Source organism: Paenibacillus xylanilyticus, assembly GCF_009664365.1.
GTDB lineage: Bacteria > Bacillota > Bacilli > Paenibacillales > Paenibacillaceae > Paenibacillus > Paenibacillus xylanilyticus_A.
Genome location: NZ_CP044310.1, coordinates 655978 through 675946 on the forward strand (window position 1 = coordinate 655978; position 19969 = coordinate 675946).

A 19969-nucleotide genomic window follows, 5' to 3' on the forward strand; every position below is an offset into this window, starting at 1 on the left:
GGTTTGTGTGAATACAACCGGAGGTTTGAAACGCAGTTTCATCTTGGCGGGATTGTTGCTGGCCACCTTTTTGTCAGCGATCGAAGGAACGGTCATTGGTCCGGCGGGGCCAACGATTGTCAGTGAGCTGGGAAGTGTGCAGCTGCTTAGCTGGATCTTTACCGCATATCTGCTCACGATGGCTGTCAGCACGCCGATTTTTGGCAAGTTCAGTGATCTTTACGGCCGAAAGCCCGTCTTCCTGATTGGCTGTGCATTGTTTTTGCTCGGTTCATTGCTATGCTGCTTCTCACAGAATATGGAGCAGCTGATTATTTTCCGTGCCATTCAGGGGATTGGAGCAGGAGCGGTTGTGCCTGTTACGTTTACGATTATTGGAGACATTTACCGAATTGAAGAACGAGGCAAAATTCAGGGCTGGATCAGCTCGGTGTGGGGCATATCTTCCCTGGCAGGGCCGCTGCTTGGCGGTTACTTTGTCGATAATCTCGGTTGGCAGTGGATTTTTGGATTCAACGTGCCATTTGGCCTGCTTGCCATGTGGTTCGTATTTCGTTATTTGAAGGAAGACATCTCACCTCGTACCGCCAAAATCGACTACGTCGGTGCGCTGACCTTCACGGTGGGCATAACGGCATTACTCTTTGTGTTGTCAGCAGGCGGGCAGTATTATGCCTGGAGCTCTCCACTCATTTTGGGACTGAGTGCAGTTGCTGTTGTATTCATGATCTTATTCTTCGTCGTTGAGAAAAGAGCCCAGGCGCCGATGGTTCCACTGCATCTGTTCCGTATACGGGACATCCGTGTTGCCAATATTGCGGGACTGCTCACCAGCACGTTGATGATCGGCCTGACCAGTTATTTGCCGTTATGGGTACAGGGCGTTCGCGGAGGCAACGCGACTGAATCCGGACTGCTGCTCGCGCCGATGTCTGTAGGTTGGTTAATCGGTAGCGTTTTGGCAGGTCGTCTGTTGATGAAAATTGGGTCACGTCTGACTGCACTCATTGGATTGACCGGAATCGCGATCGGCTCGGGAGGGCTGTTCCTGGTTGGGGGAACATCCCCGCAGGCCGTGCTGTTTATTTTGACCTTTATTTATGGACTTGGCTTTGGATTTGCGTTTACGATATTCACCATCATTGCACAGTCCTCTGTGGGATATCAGGAACGCGGATCTTCAACGGCACTGCATACGTTCATGCGTACTCTGGGGCAAACGATTGGCGCAGCCGTATTTGGCACATGGTTGAATTACCGGATATCGAAATTATCCAGTGAACAGCACCTGGCCGATGCCGGCATTTCCGAACGGGATCTGAATGAGCTTCTCGCACCGCATACAGATGCTGCCTTTTCGGATGACAAATGGGCATTGCTTAGGAATGTGTTGGAAGGCAGTTTGCATTCCCTGTTTGTCATCATGTTCGTCATTGCGATCGTATCCTGGTTAACTACATTGGCATTACGCAAACGTTTAATCGTACCGGAAGAGGCAGAGGCAGGGGCTGAAATGCCAAAACAGGCCAAGGTTGCCGGGAAGTGATTGTCGAACCCATATGGTACATAAAACCGATACTTTGTTGATTAGCACAAATAAGATAAAGCATTGATTTTCACAAGAAGGCAGCTGTGATCAGCTGCTTTTTTTGTTGGTTCTAAATGGGAATTTGATATAATTTACAGTAGGTTTTTAATTTTGCGCCGTACCGGATGGAGTTATCTGATATGAATGGGGCTGAGGTGTATTGAATAAGCCAAGGACTGAACCTCATTGGTTCGTGCCATTTTCCATCATGCCTCTTTCCCTATTCGTCGATCGTGCGCTTGCTTCAATGAAAATGAAGCGATCGGGAATAAGGTTGATTTATGTAATTGTAGCTTATTTACTGTTGGGGACGGGATGTGGTCTGCTATTCGCAATTTTCGTACTCCGGATGGATGCTTTTCGGCATACAGGGCCATATGTATATGTACTGATCGTTACGTTTGTTTATTTGTTTTGGCAATGTATATTCGAATGGACCGGTAAGTTAAGAAAGCGCAGAGCATAATAATTTAAGAAAATGTGTTAAAATGTGGATATACTACGAGTGAAGGAGGCGGAATGTTGTTTCCCAATAACCTGAATTCGGTCCAAGAAGATGAAGCCAAGCACAAGTACGAAGAGACACTCAGGGAGATCGAGGGGCATAGTGAGTCTGGCATGTCCAGATACGTGGTGAATTTGCTTATTGCAGGAGGCCTTGTTATCGTTGTTCTCGCCGTATTGATATGGATAAGATAGGGTTGATTCCACAGCATTAACCGGTTACGCCGCAGAAGGGCGAAACCGGTTCTTTTATTTTTCACTATTCATCCGGGCTATTTCTTCAACCATTAGCGGATAGACGATCTGCGCCTAGCGCAAGCCTTTCCAACAACTCAGACAGCAATGTCTTGTCACTCTCGCTCAGACCACTGACTGCACGATCGATCTTGTGTGCATAACCTGGATAGATATCATCCATGGTCCGGTGACCTTCCTCTGTCAGTTCCACAAATATAATCCGTCTGTCCTGCGGACAGTGTTTGCGAAGTAAGAGTCCTTTTTGCTCCAGCTTATCAATGACATAGGTTACGTTCCCGCTCTGCAGCAGAAGTTGTGCGCCTACCTGTTGAATTGGCTGTGCTCCTTTCATATACAGCACTTCCAGCACCCCGTATGCCGTAGGGTTGAAGCCGTGCACTTTGCTACCGGATACAGCGTGTTCATTCACGCTCTTGAATGTTTTGGCCAAGGTGCGGTACAGATGAAGTGAACGTTCGGTTCCGATTTCTTGTAATTCCAGCATGCTGATCCCGCCTTTTCAGTTTAGTGATATAAGTTGAAATAATATGGTTACGATCTACCACTACGATGACAGAACAACCCTCCAATTACTGTTATCCCAGATTTTTTTGAATTTTTTTCAAAGATAAAATCCGGTGACAAAGGTAAACGCGTTGCTTTTCCAGTTTTGTTCTGTCCTCTTCGTTACGATTAACATGTAAACGATATATTCAACTTATATAGGGTTGAGTGGGTTACATTTGACGATTCAGATTGTCGCCATGTCCCTATTGTAAGCTTCTGTTTCTACGAAAAACATGCGATATGTCACAAGATCTGCATTTTTAGCATTTAAAATTTAAGCATTCGTCCTTCTCCAAGGCAGCGTTAACATAGAAAAAGTTCATCCTTCGGATGTTGGCTCTTCTCCGTCTCCGGAAGGAGGTTGGAATAAGTTCCAATTTATATAATTAGATCCATATCAACATTCGGCAAGTGGAGGAGAAGCGAAAATGGAAATGACAATGAAGGGACAACGCGGACTGAAGCATAACCGTCCGTTTGTAACACTGATGGTGGCACAGGCCATCTCCAATCTGGGCGATTGGCTGCACTTGTTGGCAATCTTGACGTTAGTGGGAATACGTTGGAATGCTACGCCGTGGGAAATTACATTTACTACACTTTGTGCGGCATTGCCTGTGCTGATCACAGGGCCGTTTGCAGGTGCGCTGGCGGACCGGATGAATCGGAAATGGTTGATGATCGCGGCGGACGGTGCACGAGTCGTGATTGTTGCCGGGTTCATATTTGCCGACCAGATCTGGCATGTATACATATTGCTTATTCTCAAATCGTTATTCGACGTCGTATTCTCACCTGCCAAGAACAGGAAGTTGAAGGAATTTGTGCCGCATGGGCAGCTGGCTCAAGCCGTTTCCATCAGCTCGGTGATCGAACAGATGTCCAAAATTATAGGTCCTGCGCTGGGTGGATTGCTGGTCGCAGCCTTTGGTATTACCTGGTGTTTTGTTCTGGATTCCGCTTCATTTCTCATCTCGGGTATTATTTTGCTGTGGATTCCGGGTAAGCGGGTGATCCAATCTGCAAGACCGTCCGTACAAGAAAGTAAGGGAGAAGAAATAAGAGGCTTTTCATCCCGAGAGAAAGGTGCCTTCTTGAGGGATACGCTGGAAGGCGTTCGTATGCTTGCTTCACTTCCACAGGTAGGGTCTTCTCTTATTTTGCTGGCATCCGCTATTCTATTCCTGCAATTTGCTGATTCCCAGACCGTTGTCCTGTTCAGACAGCTGCCCGGAATTTCGAGCGATCTGTTGGGGTGGTGCGTTGGTGCAAGTGGGGTTGGTACGTTAATAGCAGCCATGAGTGTGAGGAAGTGGAAAAGGGCAGGACATGTGCTGAAGATGGGGCTAGGGACATCGATAACGGGGCTTGTCATTGGTGCAGCAGGAGTTGTTGTCGGTGTATGGCCGCATGCTGGTCTGGGTGCCAACCTGCTGCTGATATCGATGTTTGCCCTGGCAGGAATCGGAATTGGGTTCGCTGTGGTGCCTTTTCAAATTTTGCTGCAGGAACAAACGCCTGAAGCGATGACTGGGCGTGTATTTGGGACTGTTGGCAGCGTCATGACAGCTAGCAATATTATGGGTCCTGTTGTAGGGGGATTTCTGGTCACATCGTTTGGTGTTATCCCGGCCTTTATATGTTCTAGCATTTTGATGACCCTCTTGGGATTGGTCTATGTATTAAAGCGCAGATCGAAAAAGATGGATGTAACGGTGGCGAGTGAGGCAGTGGCTGTAAGCGAATAGCATCATTGTGTCAGTACTTCATGGATATTAATTAGTTTGATAAAATTTAAACATTTTAATTTTAAAACGTTTGAGTAAACGGCTTCACGTTTAATGAGAAGCAGGCAGAAATCCCCAAATTACAACTAAACCTAGGGGAAAACTCATATGCCTTGTCCCACCAACGCAGCAGCGGAAAGGGGGTGAAGCAGCTTGAATGTAAAGTTAATAAGGTCGGCTCTTTTGTTTGGAGGCGTACCACTGGCCATCCTCGGATGGATGCTGATATTGGGTCTGGGAGCTACGCATGTCTATGCAGAGGATCAGTCATCAGCAGATAAACAGTCCACTCGATTATCACTGGATTTGTTATCCAGAGATGCAGATGACACGTTAAATCTAAGTCCTTCCGTATCGGTATCCACGCCTATTTTGGATATTGAGGTTCCTTCCATCCAAGCGAATGAGTCAACGGGCAAGCTCAGTGTATCCGAGCTGAAGGTGGACACACCGCTTGGATCGGCAGAAACTTCCGAGATTGGTATTGATGCCAAACAAGGAAAGGTTGAACTGCCTTCAGTACAAGCGGATACATCGGTACTAAAAGCTAATGTATCCGGTAGTGAGTTAGATCTGAATGCTGGCACGGCTTCCTTGCCTGGTGTTGCCGCAGAGGTACCAGAGGTCATTAAGGCAGAGACGTCTGCTGTAAAAACAGACCTTCGGCAGGGCAAGGTTGAACTGCCTTCCGTGAAGGTGGACGTGCCGGAAGTGACTTCCGTTGATGTCTCTTCAGCACAAGTAGATCTGACTCAAGGTAAAGTCCAGCTTCCTTCCGTTAAAACGGATGTTCCTGCCTTGGAAGTCTCAGCCGAGATGAATCCCGGAAAGGGAGCATTGGATATTCCGGTATTGAAACCAGAGGAGCCAAGTGTTACGCCTGAGCAGCATGTTTCAACACCGGAAGATACCTCGGTTGTCACTAACTCGAACGGTGAAGGACCGACTAAGGAAAAGGCGGCATCCGTAGATTCGGATTCTTCACAAAATGATGAAGGGCAGAATACCACACAGACTACAGGGCAAGTAATTCAGGATACAACCACATTAACAGAACAACCTGTGGTTCAGCAGGCTTCGCCTGTAGAGAAATCTAAGCTTGAGTCAGACTCCGATAGTAAGGTTGTCCTGATGGAGAATGATCCAATTTTTGTAGATCCGTTATCTGCCGCAGCTTCGGTCACTGATCAAGTTCAAGATCGGAATCATCCTGATGTGATTGTACAGAAGAATGCTTCCGATCATCGGTCTCCGTTACAGCCAAGTACAGAAAGACCAACCACATGGTCTGTGATGGCAACTTCAACTGTTCCTGGAGCAACGAATGCTTCTGCAAGTGGAAGTTCAGGTTCTTCTAGTCTAATCGGTAGCGGAGCAGCGGCTCCAGCAGCCGTGCTTCCTGGAGCAACGAATGGACTGGCTGGGTCAGATTCTGGTTTTGCATTCAGAATCGAAACCGTCGATGGTTTTAGTCAATGGTCACAAGCACCACCAGGCCGGCCGCCTCAATATACCTCTTTCTCTCAATTACAATGGCGTTAAGTCAACCAAAATCGAGAAGGAGTGTATATTATCATGAAAAAAGTGAATCGTTGGGTAAAATTGTCGGTGTTGTCGGGTACGTTGGTCGCTGGATTGCTGGGAGCTTCCCAAGCCACTTATGCGGATAGCTATAGCAGTAATTACAACAGTGGGAATCTGGATCTGAATGCAGGTTTACGTCTGGAGCTTGGATCCCTTCTGTCAGGAGAACATGATGGAAATGATGGAATCGACAATAACAGAGAGGGTTCTTCCAGTGCATCGAGTGCGCTCAACCTGGATTTGGGTCTGAATGCCGGCCTATCCTCAAAAAGTACAAGCCGTTACAATGATCATTCTTCCGATAAAACTGTAGAACACAGCAGTTCAGGCAAGCTGGACCTCGGTCTTAATGCCAATGTGTCGGGAGAAGGTACAACGATGAGCGACTATTCACAAGGCAGCGATGGCCGCAACGCAAGCAGCAGCTATGCAGGCGAAAGCCGTGGAGTGCTCGATCTAGGTCTGAATGCGAAAGCGGAAGGCGAGAGTGAAGCGATGGCTCAAACTGAACAGAGCAGCAGCGAGAATGATCGCGACCGCAACACGAGCAGCAGCTATGCAGGCGAAAGCCGTGGAGCGCTCGATCTAGGTCTGAATGCGAAAGCTGAAGGTGAGAGTGAAGCGATGGCTCAAACTGATCGCATTAGCAGCGAGAATGATCGTGACCGCAACACAAGCAGCAGCTATGCAGGCGAAAGCCGTGGAGCACTGGATCTGGATCTGAATGCGAAAGCGGAAGGTGAGAGTGAAGCGACGGCTCAAACTGAACAGAGCAGCAGCGAGAATGATCGCGACCGCAACACGAGCAGCAGCTATGCAGGCGAAAGCCGTGGAGCTCTCGATCTAGGTCTGAATGCGAAAGCGGAAGGTGAGAGTGAAGCGATGGCTCAAACTGATCGCATTAGCAGCGAGAATGATCGTGACCGCAACACAAGCAGCAGCTATGCAGGCGAAAGCCGTGGAGCGCTGGATCTGGGTCTGAATGCGAAAGCGGAAGGTGAGAGTGAAGCGACGGCTCAAACTGAACAGAGCAGCAGCGAGAATGATCGCGACCGCAACACGAGCAGCAGCTATGCAGGCGAAAGCCGTGGAGCACTGGATCTGGGTCTGAATGCGAAAGCGGAAGGCGAGAGTGAAGCGACAGCTCAAACTGAACAGAGCAGCAGTGAGAATGATCGTGACCGCAACACAAGCAGCAGCTATGCAAGCGAAAGCCGTGGAGCGCTCGATCTAGGTCTGAATGCGAAAGCGGAAGGCGAGAGTGAAGCGACGGCTCAAACTGATCGCAGTAGCAGCGAGAATGATCGCGACCGCAGCACAAGCAGCAGCTATGCAGGCGAAAGCCGTGGAGCGCTGGATCTGGGTCTGAACATTAGCGCGGATGCAGAGAGTAAAACCACAGCCGAGGTGGATTCCAATCGGTAATATGAGATTTTCACTTTAGTGTTATTCAACAAGCAGGGGTTCCGGAACCCCTGCTTTTTTTGTGCATTTAAAGGTTTTTCATTGTCCACCTCTAATTCATTAAAGATGCTCAAAATGATCAAATACCAAGCTAATAACTCCATTACAATAATGGAGAACACACTGGACAAGTCATTAACCGGGGAGTGAAGGCCATGAAGATCGAAATGGAGGAGTCAGCATCGAAGCAGTCCATACTGGACGTACATATAGCTGAGGCAGGATATGAAGCAGGCAAGACGACGATACAAAACATCCGAATCCAGGTGTATCCTGGAGAACTGGTAGGTATTATTGGTCCAAACGGTGCGGGCAAAAGCACGACGATCAAAACGATGCTTGGCTTGCTGGAGCATGCCGAGTTTGAGATTGCGATTGGAGGAGAGGGCAGATATGCCTACATCCCGGAGCAGCCTGTCTTTTATGAATATATGACGCTCTGGGAGCATCTTGATCTTGCGGCGGCCGCGTACGAAATGGAGGAAAGGGAATTTGCTGCGAGAGCAGAGGAATTGCTGGTTCGTTTCGGCATGGATCATGTGCGCGATGATCTTCCCGGCAGTTTTTCCAAAGGTATGCGTCAAAAAATGATGCTGATGATCGGCTTCCTGGCCTCACCTGATCTATATATTGTAGATGAACCTTTTATTGGACTGGATCCGCGTGCAACGAAGGATTTCCTGCAGCTGCTCGATGAGGAACGCCGCCGCGGGGCAGGGGTGTTAATGTCCACGCATGTACTTGATACAGCGGAACGGATCTGTGACCGGTTTGTACTGATTGCAGCAGGCAGATCGGCCGCTGAAGGCACGCTGGATGAGATTCGCGCTGTCGCTGGGCAGCCAGAATTATCCTTATTCGACTGTTTTGATATACTGACATCCTAGTCAGGGAGGTGAAAGAGGGATGGGAAACTCTGAGCGATATACACCACTTCGTTTATATAGACGCAGGAGTCGAGAGCATTTCAATGGACAGTTGAAAAATCTGAGATTGGCAGTGGACTGGACGGTATGGTTGTATCTGCTGGTTCCGGGGCTGCTGTATCTGATCGGGTGGTATTCGAGCCTATGGACCAAACCGCTGCCAACATGGGCGACTGAACTATCTGTGCCTGTCCTGACAGGGCTGATCTATATCATTATGCTTTCAGGCGGTATACTGATCTTTGTGGAAGAAGCGGACATGCTGTTTCTGAAATCAAGACCATTATGGATGCGGACCTTAATGAAGCAAGGGCTTATCCGGGCCTGTTTGCTGCATTTGGGCAAAATGATTGTGATTACGGCCTTGGCTGCACCCTTGTGGTCTCGTGTTTATGACATGTCATTTACACCTATCGCGCTTCTTGCGCTCTGGTTTGGTTTAGTAGCTTCAATTCAGGCGATCGCTCTGCACATCATTAAGGTGCGATATACCGGATGGAGACGCTGGATTCGAATCATCCCTGCCGCGATTGCCTTGGGACTCTTTACGATTCGTACAACGTCATGGATGGACGGGGAGATCTGGAGACAGCTTGCTGGAATCTTTGTCGGAATCCTTATCCTTGTCACTTTGATCCAAATGAGGCTGTTGATGAAGGGCACGTTCGAGGGGGATGTACGGGAGGATATACGAGGTCGGTTGAAGCTAACAGCGCTTATGTTAAGTCAGTCTGTGTCCAAGCCAAAGACTCCTCGTACAAAAACAGTCATTTTTCGCAAAAGGCGCAGGCTTCTGCGCAATCGTTCCCTGTCCAACCGGACAGCCGAAACGGCTTTCAAAGCTTTTTTTCGAGACTCTTCCACGATGAAGCTGTATTTGCAGCTGGGTAGTCTCTCTACAGCAGCAGTCATGCTTCCCCCATTTCCCGTGAATGTCATCGTGTGCTGCCTGCTGATTATTATGCTGACCCTGCTGTTTTATCGCTCATGGGATGTGTTCGCGACTTCAGACTATGTGCAGCTCCTATCCTATGACCCGGCTGCTCTGCACCGTGCAGGATTGACGATGGTTCGGATGCTTTTTATCCCGCTGGGCCTTATCATGGGTTTTGCTTTGGGAATAACCTGGCTTGGCTGGCTGTTAAGTGTCATTGTTGCAGCAGTTGTTGTGGTCTTCGGACTCTTCTGCCTTTCCGTGGGAGGATGGATTCGATTGACCCGTACAAGTTAAAGTATTTCCTTCCAATGAAGTCGCATATCGTTTTCCATTAGTGACCATGCTATAGGGGAGATCAACTGTAGCGAGGAGGAAAAGAACGAATGATGGACGATAGTGAACTTCAGGTACATTTTTCTGATCATTCAGCATTGCTTGCGGCTGAGGCCACACTGAAGGAGCTTGGATATAAGCCGTATCAATCGGGGCCGCTGGAATTGTACATTCCTACCGATCGTCAGGATATACAGTCGGCGGTGGAGATTGTACAGTCACACGGAGGAAGCGCAGCGTTCCTGGCTGAAACAGACGGGCTTGATCAATTTCAGGATATATCCATTCCAGCTCATATCATTAACGAGGATTGGCAAGAAGGTTATGCAAATGGAACTCAGAACAGCGGACTTCAACAAGGATTGCATAATCGGGACGATGACCCCACCTTTGACGATTCAGTGGATGGATTCTCCGGCAGTGTAAAAGCATAATCAGATAAATAGTCAAAAAACCTCGGGTCCCACAGTTGTGGGCACTTCGAGGTTTTCTTGTTTATGACATGTTTATTTATCTTATACTACTGGCGTTTTTGTACTCTGCGGCATGCATGCCAGCGGTGTATCCGGTAGAGAATGCAGCGGTAATGTTATACCCTCCAGTGTATCCGTGGATGTCCAGGACTTCACCGCAAAAGAATAGACCGGGCAGCAGCTTGGACTCCATCGTTTTTGGGTATATTTCCTTTAAGTGCACACCTCCGCCAGTGACGAAGGCTTCTTTAAGAGAACGTGTGCCATCCACGCGGAAGGTAAAAGACTTCATTAGCCCGCATAACGTGCTGAGCATACCTTTAGGAAAGTGGTGGAACGTCAGGTCTTCACTAATCTCGGCACGTTTCATCAGTAATGGAATCATTCGTTCGGGTACCCAGGTTTTCAGAATGTTCTTAACCGCCTTGCGTGACTCTTGCTCCAGGACCTGCTGAACCTGTCTTTCCAGCGCAGCTGGAGTCAGATCAGGGAAGAAATCAATGCTCATCATGACCTGAGTGCTGCCGGATTTCATTTGTACCTTACGAATGAACTGACTGCAGCGGAGGGCGATAGGACCCGATACACCAAAATGCGTGAAGATCATATCACCGCGATGCGAAATCACAGTCTTGCCTTTGGCATCGAGCACAGATAACCCTACATCCCGCAAAGATAACCCCTGAAGCTCTTTGGACTGGATCCAGCTCTCACCGGAAACAATGGGTACCTCGGTTGGGTATAGTTCCGTAATGGTATGTCCGGCTGATTCAGCCCAAGGATAACCATCCCCGGTTGAACCGGTTTGAGGTACGGATTTGCCTCCGGTTGCTACAATGACTGCATGGGCTTTGACGGTCTTCCCCGAGGCAAGCTTGACACCCTGAACGTGCTGTCCATCATGAATCAGCTCCTTGACAGGCTCTTTGGTACGAATCTCCACACCCAGGGAAACCACCTTGCCCACCAGAGCATCGACCACCGTTTTGGCCTTGTCTGTAACCGGAAACATTCTTCCATTGTCTTCTTCCTTCAGGGCAATACCCAGGTTTTCGAAGAAACGCATAATCCCCTGATTGTCCAGATTTTGAAATGAACTATATAAGAAACGCCCATTACCGGGAATATGCCTGATCAATTCATCTGTCTCTTTGGCATTGGTCACATTGCAGCGACCGCCTCCGGAGATTCCGAGCTTGCGGCCCAGTTGATCTCCCTTATCCAGCAGAAGCACAGAAGCTCCGTGCTCGGCAGCTGCAACGCATGCCATTAAGCCTGCGGAACCGCCACCAATTACAATGACATCATACATATATTATTACCCTCTTTTTCCATTGATTTTGTCTGTTTTATTACTTTTAATTGAACGCTGGTAAGAAATTGAATAAACCACATATAGATTCCAGCTATTTCCGTTTTCTATATATAGTACACTTGGACGTTAAAAATCGAATTATGCAGGATAATAGGGCAAATGGTACACATTTTTAACCATTTATATTGAAAGCAACTGTTCTATTATGCAGTCTCAAGGGATATATTGTAATATACTGTCGCCTATGTTTTAATCAGAAATACATGAGGGTACGTGCGGGCGAGGAGGGAGATGGCATGATGGTTGCGTTAAAGGACATTCTTTTACAAGTGCTGCTAGCAGGTTCTGCAGTATTCCTGATTCCCTTTTTTTATCTGGGACTTTCTAAAACAGCTCAAGCCAAGGCAGATCGCAATGGAATGATGCTGAACAGTCTGGCAGTGACAAGTGCGGCCACTATGCTGCTCTGTTTGCTGTTTGCCCATTATGCGTATCCCGCTGCTATTCCCATTTCATTGGGGATTGTGCCTCTTACCATTAGCATATTGTACTGCCGGCCTGCGGTAGGCCTCACACTTACTCTTCTCCATGTAATCGCTTATTTTCTTATTGGACATCCCTACACCTTGTACGAGTTTCTCCTTCAAACAGGCATTCTTCTCTATCCTATTGTATGGTTGACGGCCAAACGATTCAAGCACTATACGCGTTCACGCAAAATGACGATGGTCAGCTCGTTGATCGCAGCAGAATTGATTGTATCCGCCCTGCTGTGCATTCCTTTGATGGATGACAATTTAACGTTCTCCCTCGCTCAAGGGATTGGCATCATGCTGGGATACATCATTGGCGCCGTTCTTGCAGGCAGCTTTAGTATGCTCTGGATTGAGCATATGCATCATCATCAGGGGCTTGAACAACATCTGTCCGAAGTTCATCATCAATACATATCCGAAACGGAAAAACTTCATCAAATACTGAACGCAGTTCCATTATCGATCGCTACAGTGGACCCGGAGGGAACGGTACAGTTTGTTAATGATACCATGGAGCAAACAGCAAGGAATCAACTTCCGTGTACGACCACTTCGAATCTGATTGGGCTCCCGGCCAGCCAGTTTGTCGAACAGGGGCAGGCTGAGAGATTGGAGAATAGTATACGCAAGGCGGTTGTGCACGGGGAAATCAACGGTATGACCGTAAGATACGGCTCCTATGTATTCCAATCACGGACCGTGCCGATCTATGCTCTTTCACACGAAAGGTCAAGAGAGGTCACGGGAGCCATGCTCATTATTCAGGACATTACTGAGCTGGAAATGCTGCGAAGCGAGCTGGACAATGTGGATCGTCTCAGTCTGGTGGGGCAGATGGCTGCCAGCATAACTCATGAAGTGAGGAATCCGATGGCGGTTGTACGCGGTTTTCTTCAATTAATGCAAGAGAAGAGTCCGAATTCGTTAGATCACTACTATCAGATTGTACTGGAGGAGCTGGACCGGGCAAACAGCATCATCAATGACTTTCTCTCCCTAGCCCAGAACCGCATCTCAGAAAAGGAAGAGTCCCAGCTGCATGACATTATCCATGAATTGAGTCCGCTGTTATGGGCAGATGCCAATCTGCGTGGACAGAGTATCGAACTCATGCTTGACCATAATGTGCCGAAGCTGCATTTGAATACGAAAGAAATCAAGCAGGTAGTGCTCAATCTGGCTCGCAACGGCATGGAAGCCATGACAGAGAAGGGGGTTCTGACGCTCGAAACACGGATGGTGGGTGATAAGGTTGAGCTGTGTGTGCATGATACGGGCGCAGGCATAGCAAAGCCGAAGCAAGAGAAGCTGTTCGAACCTTTTTACACGACGAAAGCCAAAGGAACCGGACTGGGGTTATCCATGTGCCGAAGCATCGTGGAACGACATAACGGAACGATTTCGGTGGAGTCACAGGAAGGCGAGGGCACGACCTTCAAGGTTTCGTTTCAACGATAAAAGCTCAGCATATTTTGCCAGAGATCAAGACATAATAATATGAAAGAAGCCTTACCGCAGGCGGAGTCTGAACCTTGCTTTCATTGCTTGGCGATGTATAATAGGGATAGCACATCATTAAAATCCATGTTTTGTATGGCGGAGCATTGATGATTGTGGATTCGTAGGCAATTACATGTTCCCCGAAATAATAGAACAACCATTAATAAGGAGTGAAACGAATGTCGATGTCATTTGATCAATACATGAAAGATATGGTTCAACCGATGCGGGATGAGCTGACTCGCCTGGGTATTCAGGAACTGCGTACCCCTGAGGAAGTAGAAGCTAGTTTGCCAGATGCTAAAGGAACAGCACTTGTCGTAATTAACTCGGTGTGCGGATGTGCCGCAGGCCAGTGTCGTCCAGGTGTATCTCAAGCGCTTCAGCACGATATTACACCGGATCACCTGTATACGGTATTTGCCGGACAGGACAAAGAAGCTACAGCAAAAGCGCGTGAGTTCTTTGCACCGTACCCTCCGTCTTCACCTTCCATCGCTCTGATGAAAGACGGTGAACTCGTTCACTTTATCGAGCGTCACCAAGTGGAAGACCGTTCTGCGGAGGAAATTGCGGCTGATCTCACGAATGCATTTGACCGTTACTGCCGTTAATTAGCTCTAGGAGCGCCCCGCCCTTCGGATGACCGATGCCGGGGCGTTTCATTTTGAGCAAATAAGGTTATTGAACCATTCGGACCTTTCAAGCTGGACATCAAATTTCATTTATGTAGAAACGGGGTGTGTTGAACGATGAGTTTGCAACAACAGATCATCGCTGAGTTGAAGGTTAAGCCAAGCATTAATGAAGAAGAGGAAGTCCGCAAACGCGTTGACTTTCTGAAATCCTATGTGAAAAATTCCGGTACCAAGGGACTGCTTATTGCCATTAGTGGCGGAATTGACAGTGCAGTCGCTGCAGCGTTGTGCAAAAAGGCGACAGACGAACTCACAGCCGAGAACAACCAGGAATACAAAACACTCGGAGTGTTCCAGCCATACGGTGAGCAATCCGATATCGATCACAGCTATGCGGTTGCCAAAGCGTTTGACCTGAAGCATGTAGTGGAAACCAATATTGAAGATGCGGTTAATGAGATCGCGCTTGAAGTGGAGCAAGGCTTCAAATCCATGGGCAGCCCGCGTCATATGACTCCACAAGGCAAAGGGAATGTAAAGGCAAGAACCCGCATGGTTATGCAATATGCACTTTCTTTTGAAGAAAACCTGCTGGTAGTAGGTACGGATCATGCTTCCGAAGCCATCACTGGTTTCTATACGAAGTGGGGTGACGGGGCGGTTGATATTACCCCACTGAGCAGCCTGAACAAACGTCAGGTTCGTCAGCTCGCTGCATATCTCGGTGTTCCGCGTGAAATTCTGGACAAGGCTCCTTCAGCAGGGCTTTGGGAAGGCCAGACAGATGAACAGGAACTGGGCATTTCCTATGAGGATAACAGCGACTACCTGGAAGGCAAACAGATTGATCCTGCTGCGCAGGAGCGTCTTGAGTCATTCTATACACGCACTCACCATAAACGTAATGCCATCCCAGGCATCTAAAATCTTGATTTAAAGTTTACAGGGTGAATGATTTAGCCTGTTAATGAAAAAAAGAGTCACTGCATCAGGCAGTGACTCTTTTTGCTGTAGGATCGGTTGGATGATATCCATTATGATCCATTCCAGGTTTCAATCTGACGAAGCTGCATGCCCAATTCTATATCTTTCCTGATTCTTATTTTAACATTAATGGGAATGTCGGTGAGGTACTCGCTTCTCGCTCTACCTCCTGCTACAATAGAATACGTGTTCGGCGTAACAGCGATGAATAGGAACCATTCTAGATTCTACACAGCATAAAAGATTAAGCGGGTGAATCGTTAATGATATATGGAATTGGAAACGATGTACTGGAGATCGGACGTATGAAGAAGCTGCTGACTGGTCGTTATGCCGAAGCATTTATGAATCGAATATTGACTCCGTCTGAGCGGAGATTGGCAGCTGAACGAGGCAAAAGGATGACTGAATTTGTGTCTGGCCGGTTTGCAGCGAAGGAAGCGGTGTCCAAGGCGTTTGGCTGCGGCATCGGCCGCGTGATGAGTTTTACAGATATCGAGGTGCTTCCTGACGAAAAGGGACGCCCGGTCGCCACATTGTCGAGCCAGGCATGGGAGCGGCTTCAATTGCCATATGACCAGCAGTATGATATTCATCTCAGCATTACGCATCAGACAGAGCTTGCAGCAGCTTTTGCCATTGTGGAGAAGACGGACAAATAGCCGGTAAGAATAGAGCAATAGGAATAGCAAGGTAACAGGAGAGGACGGAAATATGGGTTTAATGGAACAAAAGCAACACTTTAGTGTGAATTTGCTGGATTGGTACATGATTAACAGACGTGACTTGCCGTGGCGTCGTCACAATAATCCTTATTTTACGTGGGTATCGGAGATCATGCTTCAACAGACTCGCGTGGATACGGTCATCCCTTATTTCAACCGGTTTATCGCCAATTTCCCAACCGTTCAGGCCCTGGCCGAAGCAGCGGAAGAGGATGTGCTGAAGAACTGGGAGGGACTTGGTTACTATTCCCGTGCCCGCAACCTTCAGGCGGCAGCCCAGCAGGTGATGGAGCTGCACGGAGGAGAGATGCCGCAGGATAAACAGGCCGTATTTGCATTAAAAGGGGTGGGCCCGTATACAGCCGGGGCCATTCTCAGTATTGCCTTCAACCAGCCGCAGCCTGCGGTGGACGGCAATGTCATGCGGGTTCTATCCAGATACTTCCTCATTGATGAGGACATTATGAAGGGCAGCACCCGGGTGCTGATGGAGGAGCTTGCAGGAGAGCTCATTCCGGAAGGGCGGGCGCGTGATTTCAATCAGGCGCTGATGGAACTTGGTGCGCTGGTATGTACACCAAAAGCGCCGCACTGCCTGACTTGCCCGGTCATGGAGCAATGTTCCGGCCGCATCGCCGGACGGGAGCTCACGCTGCCGGTCAAGACCAAGGCGAAGCCGCCGCGCCCTGAGCAGCGGCTGGTCGCCCTGGTTGAGGGCCGCGGCGAGCATCGCGGCCAAGTGCTTGTGCGCCAGCGCCCAGCGACGGGCCTGCTGGCCCGCATGTGGGAGCTGCCGCATGTGCTGGCGGCGCCCGCCGCAGCTGGCAAGGCGGCGGGGCCGCTGGCCGATGAGCCAGCCATGGCATTGCTGGCTGGCAGTCTGTGGGCGGAGGGCTTCGCTGCCCGCCCGGAGGGGCTGGCTACCCATGCGGAGCATGTGTTCAGCCACATTGTTTGGAACCTGCAGGTGTACAAGTGCACCGAGCAGGACCAGGGCAGTGAAGAGCTTCCGCTGATCGCTGCGGAAGCAAGAGCCGCCTATGATGCAGATGCACAGGCGGCTGCCAAGGAGATGGCTGCTTCCATGCTGGATGTTACTCCAACAGCATCCGATCTGGTCGGAGAGAGCGTTACGGAAGCTGCGGATACACTCTATAACTCTGCCGAGTCGCAGACAGGCAAGGGAGACGGGCTCATTTATCGATGGATCGGGCCCAAGGATATGGACAAGCTGGCATTCCCTAATGTCTTCTTGAAGCTGCTGAGCAGTTACTTCGCTGGCGCATATGATGAGGTAAAGGAATAATTTTAATACAAAAGAGCCTGATTCAGTCATGACGACCGAATCAGGCTCTTCTTATAGGCAGGCAGTCTTATTTCGCTGCTGCGTAACGTTTGTTCACTTCATCCCAGTTGATTACATTCCAGAAAGCGGAGATGTAGTCAGGACGTTTGTTTTGATATTTCAGGTAGTAAGCGTGCTCCCATACGTCCAGACCCAATACTGGAGTCAGACCTTCGAAGAGCGGGCTGTCTTGGTTAGGCGTGCTAGTGATGGACAATTTGCCATCTTTGCCTACAACGAGCCAAGCCCAACCGGAACCGAAACGAGTTGTAGCTGCTTTTGCAAAATCTTCTTTGAATTTGTCAAAGCCGCCCAGTTCGCTGTCGATTGCAGCTGCGATGTCGCCTGTAGGAGCGCCGCCGCCGTTAGGTCCGATGATTTCCCAGAACAGGCTGTGGTTAGCATGTCCACCACCATTGTTGCGAACCGCTGTGCGGATGCTTTCTGGTACGCTGTCCAGGTTAGCGATCAGATCTTCCAAGCTTTTTTCTTGCAGTTCAGGAGCGCTTTCCAGAGCTGCGTTGAGGTTAGTTACGTAAGTATTGTGATGGCGATCGTGGTGGATTTCCATCGTTTGTGCATCGATATGTGGTTCCAGAGCATCGTTAGCGTAAGGAAGTGCCGGTAATTGAAAAGCCATAGTGAAAATACCTCCTGAGAATTTGAATTTTTTAATCAGCATTTTACATCATCAATTGATTCGTTCCCCAGTACAAGGATATAGACGAAAGGAATCATTTCAATCTCAACCTTGGTGAAGGAGAGTCGATCACTGAATGAATGCAAACTGCTCAGGTACATATGTAATAATACCCTTGCCACTAATATTAAACCGCATCCGGGCTAATTAAGCAACATTTTTGTTTATTAAGTCCCCTGGGAAGTTGATCAATTGCATGACTCGGGTTAACAAACATATTTTACCCAATATGAATATATTTATGTGATATTAGGCGATTTAATAGACAAAAAAATTAATATTCGGATGTAAACGGTTACAATTAAGCGCTTTCAAAAGAAAATGCGTGTTTTATGGCGGAAAGTATGGTTTAATTAACGGAGAAGCGGTATTTTCTCGTTTTTTGTCATTATTCGAACATTGGGTTTTTGGTAAAAAGGGGATCCCTTTTTTGTAAAACCTCATCAAGCTAACGAAAAGGGAGATTTAAGACATGCACGTTCGTTCCTTTCAGTTGAGTGATGCAAGCCAGATGACGGAGCTTCTCCAGGTTGCACTATCGGAAGAGTGTTATGAGAACACGATGGGCCCGTTTGCCCGTCAATTGTCATGGGATTCTGACCTGATTATGGTTGCGGAAGAAGAGGGAGACCTCGTCGGCGCCTTGATCGGTACGATTGATCACAACCAGGGATGCATCTACCGTATTGCGGTCCATCCAGACTATCGTCGCCGTGGAGTCGGCAAAACACTTGTCGAGGCCATGGAGCAACGTTTTCAGCAACGAAAAGTCAGCCAAATATGGGTCGCGGGTGATGAGCACAACAAAGCAGCCATGCCTCTATACGAAGCTATGGGTTACGGTGCCAACAAGATATTAAGTGCTTTTCAGAAACTTAGTATTTTGTCCAAAGCTTAGGTTTGAATGATTAAAGAAAAGAAATAAACAGATTTCCATTTTATATTAGGCATATCCTTTAACGTAACCACGTGGGGATATGCCTTTCTATTTGTATGATAACACGCTTCGGATTATGCCTCGGGCTGCTGGTGTTCATAACCAATTGTTTCACTTCGGCAAATAAGATAGACTTAGAGGGAGTATGAACGCCTGCATTGGAACAAAATTGATAAACGAGGTGTCCCTTTGAACTCCAATATACCTTCTACAGAGCGTATGAATTCCGAAGATCGAAGCAGCCAGACAGGGTCTGAACAGCCGGGGAAATCCTGGGCTGCAGAACTATGGGACTGGGTGAAGACAATCGTTGTTGCTTTTGTGATCATGATGCTGTTGAATCTGTTTGTATTTAACCTGTCGATGGTCAAAGGCCAGTCCATGCAGCCGACACTTGTCGAGCGGGATCGTTTGTTCGTCAACAAGATTGTCTATGATATTGGGAAGCCATCCCGGTTTGACGTTATTGTACTGCGGGACCCGAGTGAGGGTGTGGAGAAAAAGGAGTTCCTGGTTAAACGCATTGTTGGACTACCGGGCGATACGGTTGAAGTCCGTGACCACCATTTGTTTGTGAATGGAGAACAGCAGGCAGAGACGTATACGGATACCGAGGTGCAGGATCCTGATTTTGGCCCGATCACGCTTGAGGATGATCATTATTTTGTGATGGGTGATAACCGTCATGAAGGGAAGAGCAAGGACAGTCGCGTGTTTGGCAGTATTACATCCAGCGAAATTGTCGGCAAAGCCGAGTTTATTTTCTGGCCGTTTTCCGAGATTAAGAAGCTGTAAAATGTTGGTCCGGAAACTTTAGACTGCATTTTGCGTCAAATAGATAGACCCTTATTAATGTAAATGCGGTGCACACGGAAGTGTACCGATATAG

The 19969-nt window shown here is 48.3% G+C and carries 18 protein-coding genes; 15 read left to right on the forward strand and 3 right to left on the reverse strand.

Translation table 11 applies throughout. From position 1 onward, the window contains the following. Window positions 1–25 precede the first annotated feature (25 nt). Complete coding sequence (locus tag F4V51_RS03100) at window positions 26–1546, forward strand: MDR family MFS transporter (protein ID WP_236146779.1); 1521 nt, start codon at window positions 26–28, stop codon at window positions 1544–1546. A gap of 561 nt (window positions 1547–2107) precedes the next feature. Beyond that, complete coding sequence (locus tag F4V51_RS03105) at window positions 2108–2287, forward strand: hypothetical protein (RefSeq protein ID WP_153976809.1); 180 nt, start codon at window positions 2108–2110, stop codon at window positions 2285–2287. Between the two features lie 85 nt (window positions 2288–2372). On the opposite strand, the gene F4V51_RS03110 is transcribed toward F4V51_RS03105, so the two are convergent. Further along, window positions 2373–2834, reverse strand: coding sequence for a MarR family winged helix-turn-helix transcriptional regulator (locus tag F4V51_RS03110; RefSeq protein WP_153976810.1), 462 nt, complete (start codon window positions 2832–2834; stop codon window positions 2373–2375). Between the two features lie 490 nt (window positions 2835–3324). On the opposite strand from F4V51_RS03110, the gene F4V51_RS03115 reads away from it, so the two are divergent. The 6 genes from F4V51_RS03115 to F4V51_RS03140 all read left to right on the forward strand — a co-directional run bounded on the left by F4V51_RS03115 (window position 3325) and on the right by F4V51_RS03140 (window position 10361). Next, window positions 3325–4644 (forward strand): MFS transporter, encoded by a 1320-nt coding sequence (locus F4V51_RS03115; RefSeq protein ID WP_153976811.1) that lies wholly within the window; start codon window positions 3325–3327, stop codon window positions 4642–4644. Window positions 4645–4836: 192 nt separating this feature from the next. Next, window positions 4837–6225: a hypothetical protein gene (locus F4V51_RS03120; RefSeq protein ID WP_153976812.1), complete on the forward strand. Its 1389-nt coding sequence runs from the start codon at window positions 4837–4839 to the stop codon at window positions 6223–6225. A gap of 33 nt (window positions 6226–6258) precedes the next feature. Next, a complete protein-coding gene (locus F4V51_RS03125) occupies window positions 6259–7692 on the forward strand; it encodes a hypothetical protein (RefSeq protein ID WP_153976813.1) in 1434 nt (477 codons plus the stop codon). Window positions 7693–7886: 194 nt separating this feature from the next. Continuing rightward, complete coding sequence (locus F4V51_RS03130; protein ID WP_153976814.1) at window positions 7887–8618, forward strand: ABC transporter ATP-binding protein; 732 nt, start codon at window positions 7887–7889, stop codon at window positions 8616–8618. 19 nt (window positions 8619–8637) lie between these two features. Beyond that, window positions 8638–9888, forward strand: coding sequence for an ABC transporter permease (locus F4V51_RS03135; protein WP_153976815.1), 1251 nt, complete (start codon window positions 8638–8640; stop codon window positions 9886–9888). 89 nt (window positions 9889–9977) lie between these two features. Beyond that, window positions 9978–10361 (forward strand): hypothetical protein, encoded by a 384-nt coding sequence (locus tag F4V51_RS03140; protein ID WP_153976816.1) that lies wholly within the window; start codon window positions 9978–9980, stop codon window positions 10359–10361. A gap of 76 nt (window positions 10362–10437) precedes the next feature. Here the strand turns inward: F4V51_RS03140 and F4V51_RS03145 are convergent, their stop codons facing one another. Then, window positions 10438–11712, reverse strand: a complete 1275-nt coding sequence (locus F4V51_RS03145) for a BaiN/RdsA family NAD(P)/FAD-dependent oxidoreductase (protein ID WP_153976817.1) — start codon at window positions 11710–11712, stop codon at window positions 10438–10440. Window positions 11713–12011: 299 nt separating this feature from the next. Between F4V51_RS03145 and F4V51_RS03150 the strand changes: the two genes are divergently transcribed. The 5 genes from F4V51_RS03150 to mutY all read left to right on the forward strand — a co-directional run bounded on the left by F4V51_RS03150 (window position 12012) and on the right by mutY (window position 17404). Further along, a complete protein-coding gene (locus F4V51_RS03150) occupies window positions 12012–13709 on the forward strand; it encodes a two-component system sensor histidine kinase NtrB (protein ID WP_162009887.1) in 1698 nt (565 codons plus the stop codon). 221 nt (window positions 13710–13930) lie between these two features. Beyond that, window positions 13931–14365, forward strand: coding sequence for a BrxA/BrxB family bacilliredoxin (locus F4V51_RS03155; RefSeq protein WP_095362104.1), 435 nt, complete (start codon window positions 13931–13933; stop codon window positions 14363–14365). A 138-nt stretch (window positions 14366–14503) separates the two neighbouring features. Then, window positions 14504–15313, forward strand: a complete 810-nt coding sequence (gene nadE, locus F4V51_RS03160) for an NAD(+) synthase (RefSeq protein ID WP_127540767.1) — start codon at window positions 14504–14506, stop codon at window positions 15311–15313. A gap of 323 nt (window positions 15314–15636) precedes the next feature. Continuing rightward, the gene (acpS, locus tag F4V51_RS03165; protein WP_153976819.1) at window positions 15637–16035 is read left to right on the forward strand and encodes a holo-ACP synthase; all 399 of its coding nucleotides are present in this window, start codon (window positions 15637–15639) and stop codon (window positions 16033–16035) included. Between the two features lie 52 nt (window positions 16036–16087). Beyond that, window positions 16088–17404 carry an A/G-specific adenine glycosylase gene (gene mutY, locus F4V51_RS03170; RefSeq protein ID WP_153976820.1) on the forward strand — a complete coding sequence of 439 codons (1317 nt, stop codon included), beginning with the start codon at window positions 16088–16090 and terminating at the stop codon, window positions 17402–17404. 67 nt (window positions 17405–17471) lie between these two features. Here mutY and F4V51_RS03175 read toward each other — a convergent pair whose 3' ends face one another. Continuing rightward, entirely contained in the window at window positions 17472–18083 is a 612-nt protein-coding gene (locus F4V51_RS03175) for a superoxide dismutase (RefSeq protein WP_153976821.1), read from the reverse strand. A 532-nt stretch (window positions 18084–18615) separates the two neighbouring features. On the opposite strand from F4V51_RS03175, the gene F4V51_RS03180 reads away from it, so the two are divergent. Further along, window positions 18616–19041, forward strand: coding sequence for a GNAT family N-acetyltransferase (locus F4V51_RS03180; RefSeq protein WP_095293213.1), 426 nt, complete (start codon window positions 18616–18618; stop codon window positions 19039–19041). Window positions 19042–19299: 258 nt separating this feature from the next. After that, a complete protein-coding gene (lepB, locus tag F4V51_RS03185; protein ID WP_153980539.1) occupies window positions 19300–19875 on the forward strand; it encodes a signal peptidase I in 576 nt (191 codons plus the stop codon). The last annotated feature ends 94 nt before the right edge of the window (window positions 19876–19969 follow it).

Excerpts from the sequence above, each read along its gene's own strand:
- F4V51_RS03155 (WP_095362104.1), top strand. The coding sequence starts at position 13,931 with ATGTCGATGTCATTTGATCAATACATGAAAGATATGGTTCAACCGATG.
- F4V51_RS03145 (WP_153976817.1), bottom strand. The coding sequence starts at position 11,712 with ATGTATGATGTCATTGTAATTGGTGGCGGTTCCGCAGGCTTAATGGCA.
- F4V51_RS03140 (WP_153976816.1), top strand. The coding sequence starts at position 9,978 with ATGATGGACGATAGTGAACTTCAGGTACATTTTTCTGATCATTCAGCA.
- nadE (WP_127540767.1), top strand. The coding sequence starts at position 14,504 with ATGAGTTTGCAACAACAGATCATCGCTGAGTTGAAGGTTAAGCCAAGC.
- lepB (WP_153980539.1), top strand. The coding sequence starts at position 19,300 with ATGAATTCCGAAGATCGAAGCAGCCAGACAGGGTCTGAACAGCCGGGG.
- acpS (WP_153976819.1), top strand. The coding sequence starts at position 15,637 with ATGATATATGGAATTGGAAACGATGTACTGGAGATCGGACGTATGAAG.
- F4V51_RS03150 (WP_162009887.1), top strand. The coding sequence starts at position 12,012 with ATGATGGTTGCGTTAAAGGACATTCTTTTACAAGTGCTGCTAGCAGGT.
- mutY (WP_153976820.1), top strand. The coding sequence starts at position 16,088 with ATGGGTTTAATGGAACAAAAGCAACACTTTAGTGTGAATTTGCTGGAT.
- F4V51_RS03125 (WP_153976813.1), top strand. The coding sequence starts at position 6,259 with ATGAAAAAAGTGAATCGTTGGGTAAAATTGTCGGTGTTGTCGGGTACG.
- F4V51_RS03130 (WP_153976814.1), top strand. The coding sequence starts at position 7,887 with ATGAAGATCGAAATGGAGGAGTCAGCATCGAAGCAGTCCATACTGGAC.
- F4V51_RS03135 (WP_153976815.1), top strand. The coding sequence starts at position 8,638 with ATGGGAAACTCTGAGCGATATACACCACTTCGTTTATATAGACGCAGG.
- F4V51_RS03110 (WP_153976810.1), bottom strand. The coding sequence starts at position 2,834 with ATGCTGGAATTACAAGAAATCGGAACCGAACGTTCACTTCATCTGTAC.
- F4V51_RS03115 (WP_153976811.1), top strand. The coding sequence starts at position 3,325 with ATGGAAATGACAATGAAGGGACAACGCGGACTGAAGCATAACCGTCCG.
- F4V51_RS03175 (WP_153976821.1), bottom strand. The coding sequence starts at position 18,083 with ATGGCTTTTCAATTACCGGCACTTCCTTACGCTAACGATGCTCTGGAA.
- F4V51_RS03180 (WP_095293213.1), top strand. The coding sequence starts at position 18,616 with ATGCACGTTCGTTCCTTTCAGTTGAGTGATGCAAGCCAGATGACGGAG.
- F4V51_RS03105 (WP_153976809.1), top strand. The coding sequence starts at position 2,108 with ATGTTGTTTCCCAATAACCTGAATTCGGTCCAAGAAGATGAAGCCAAG.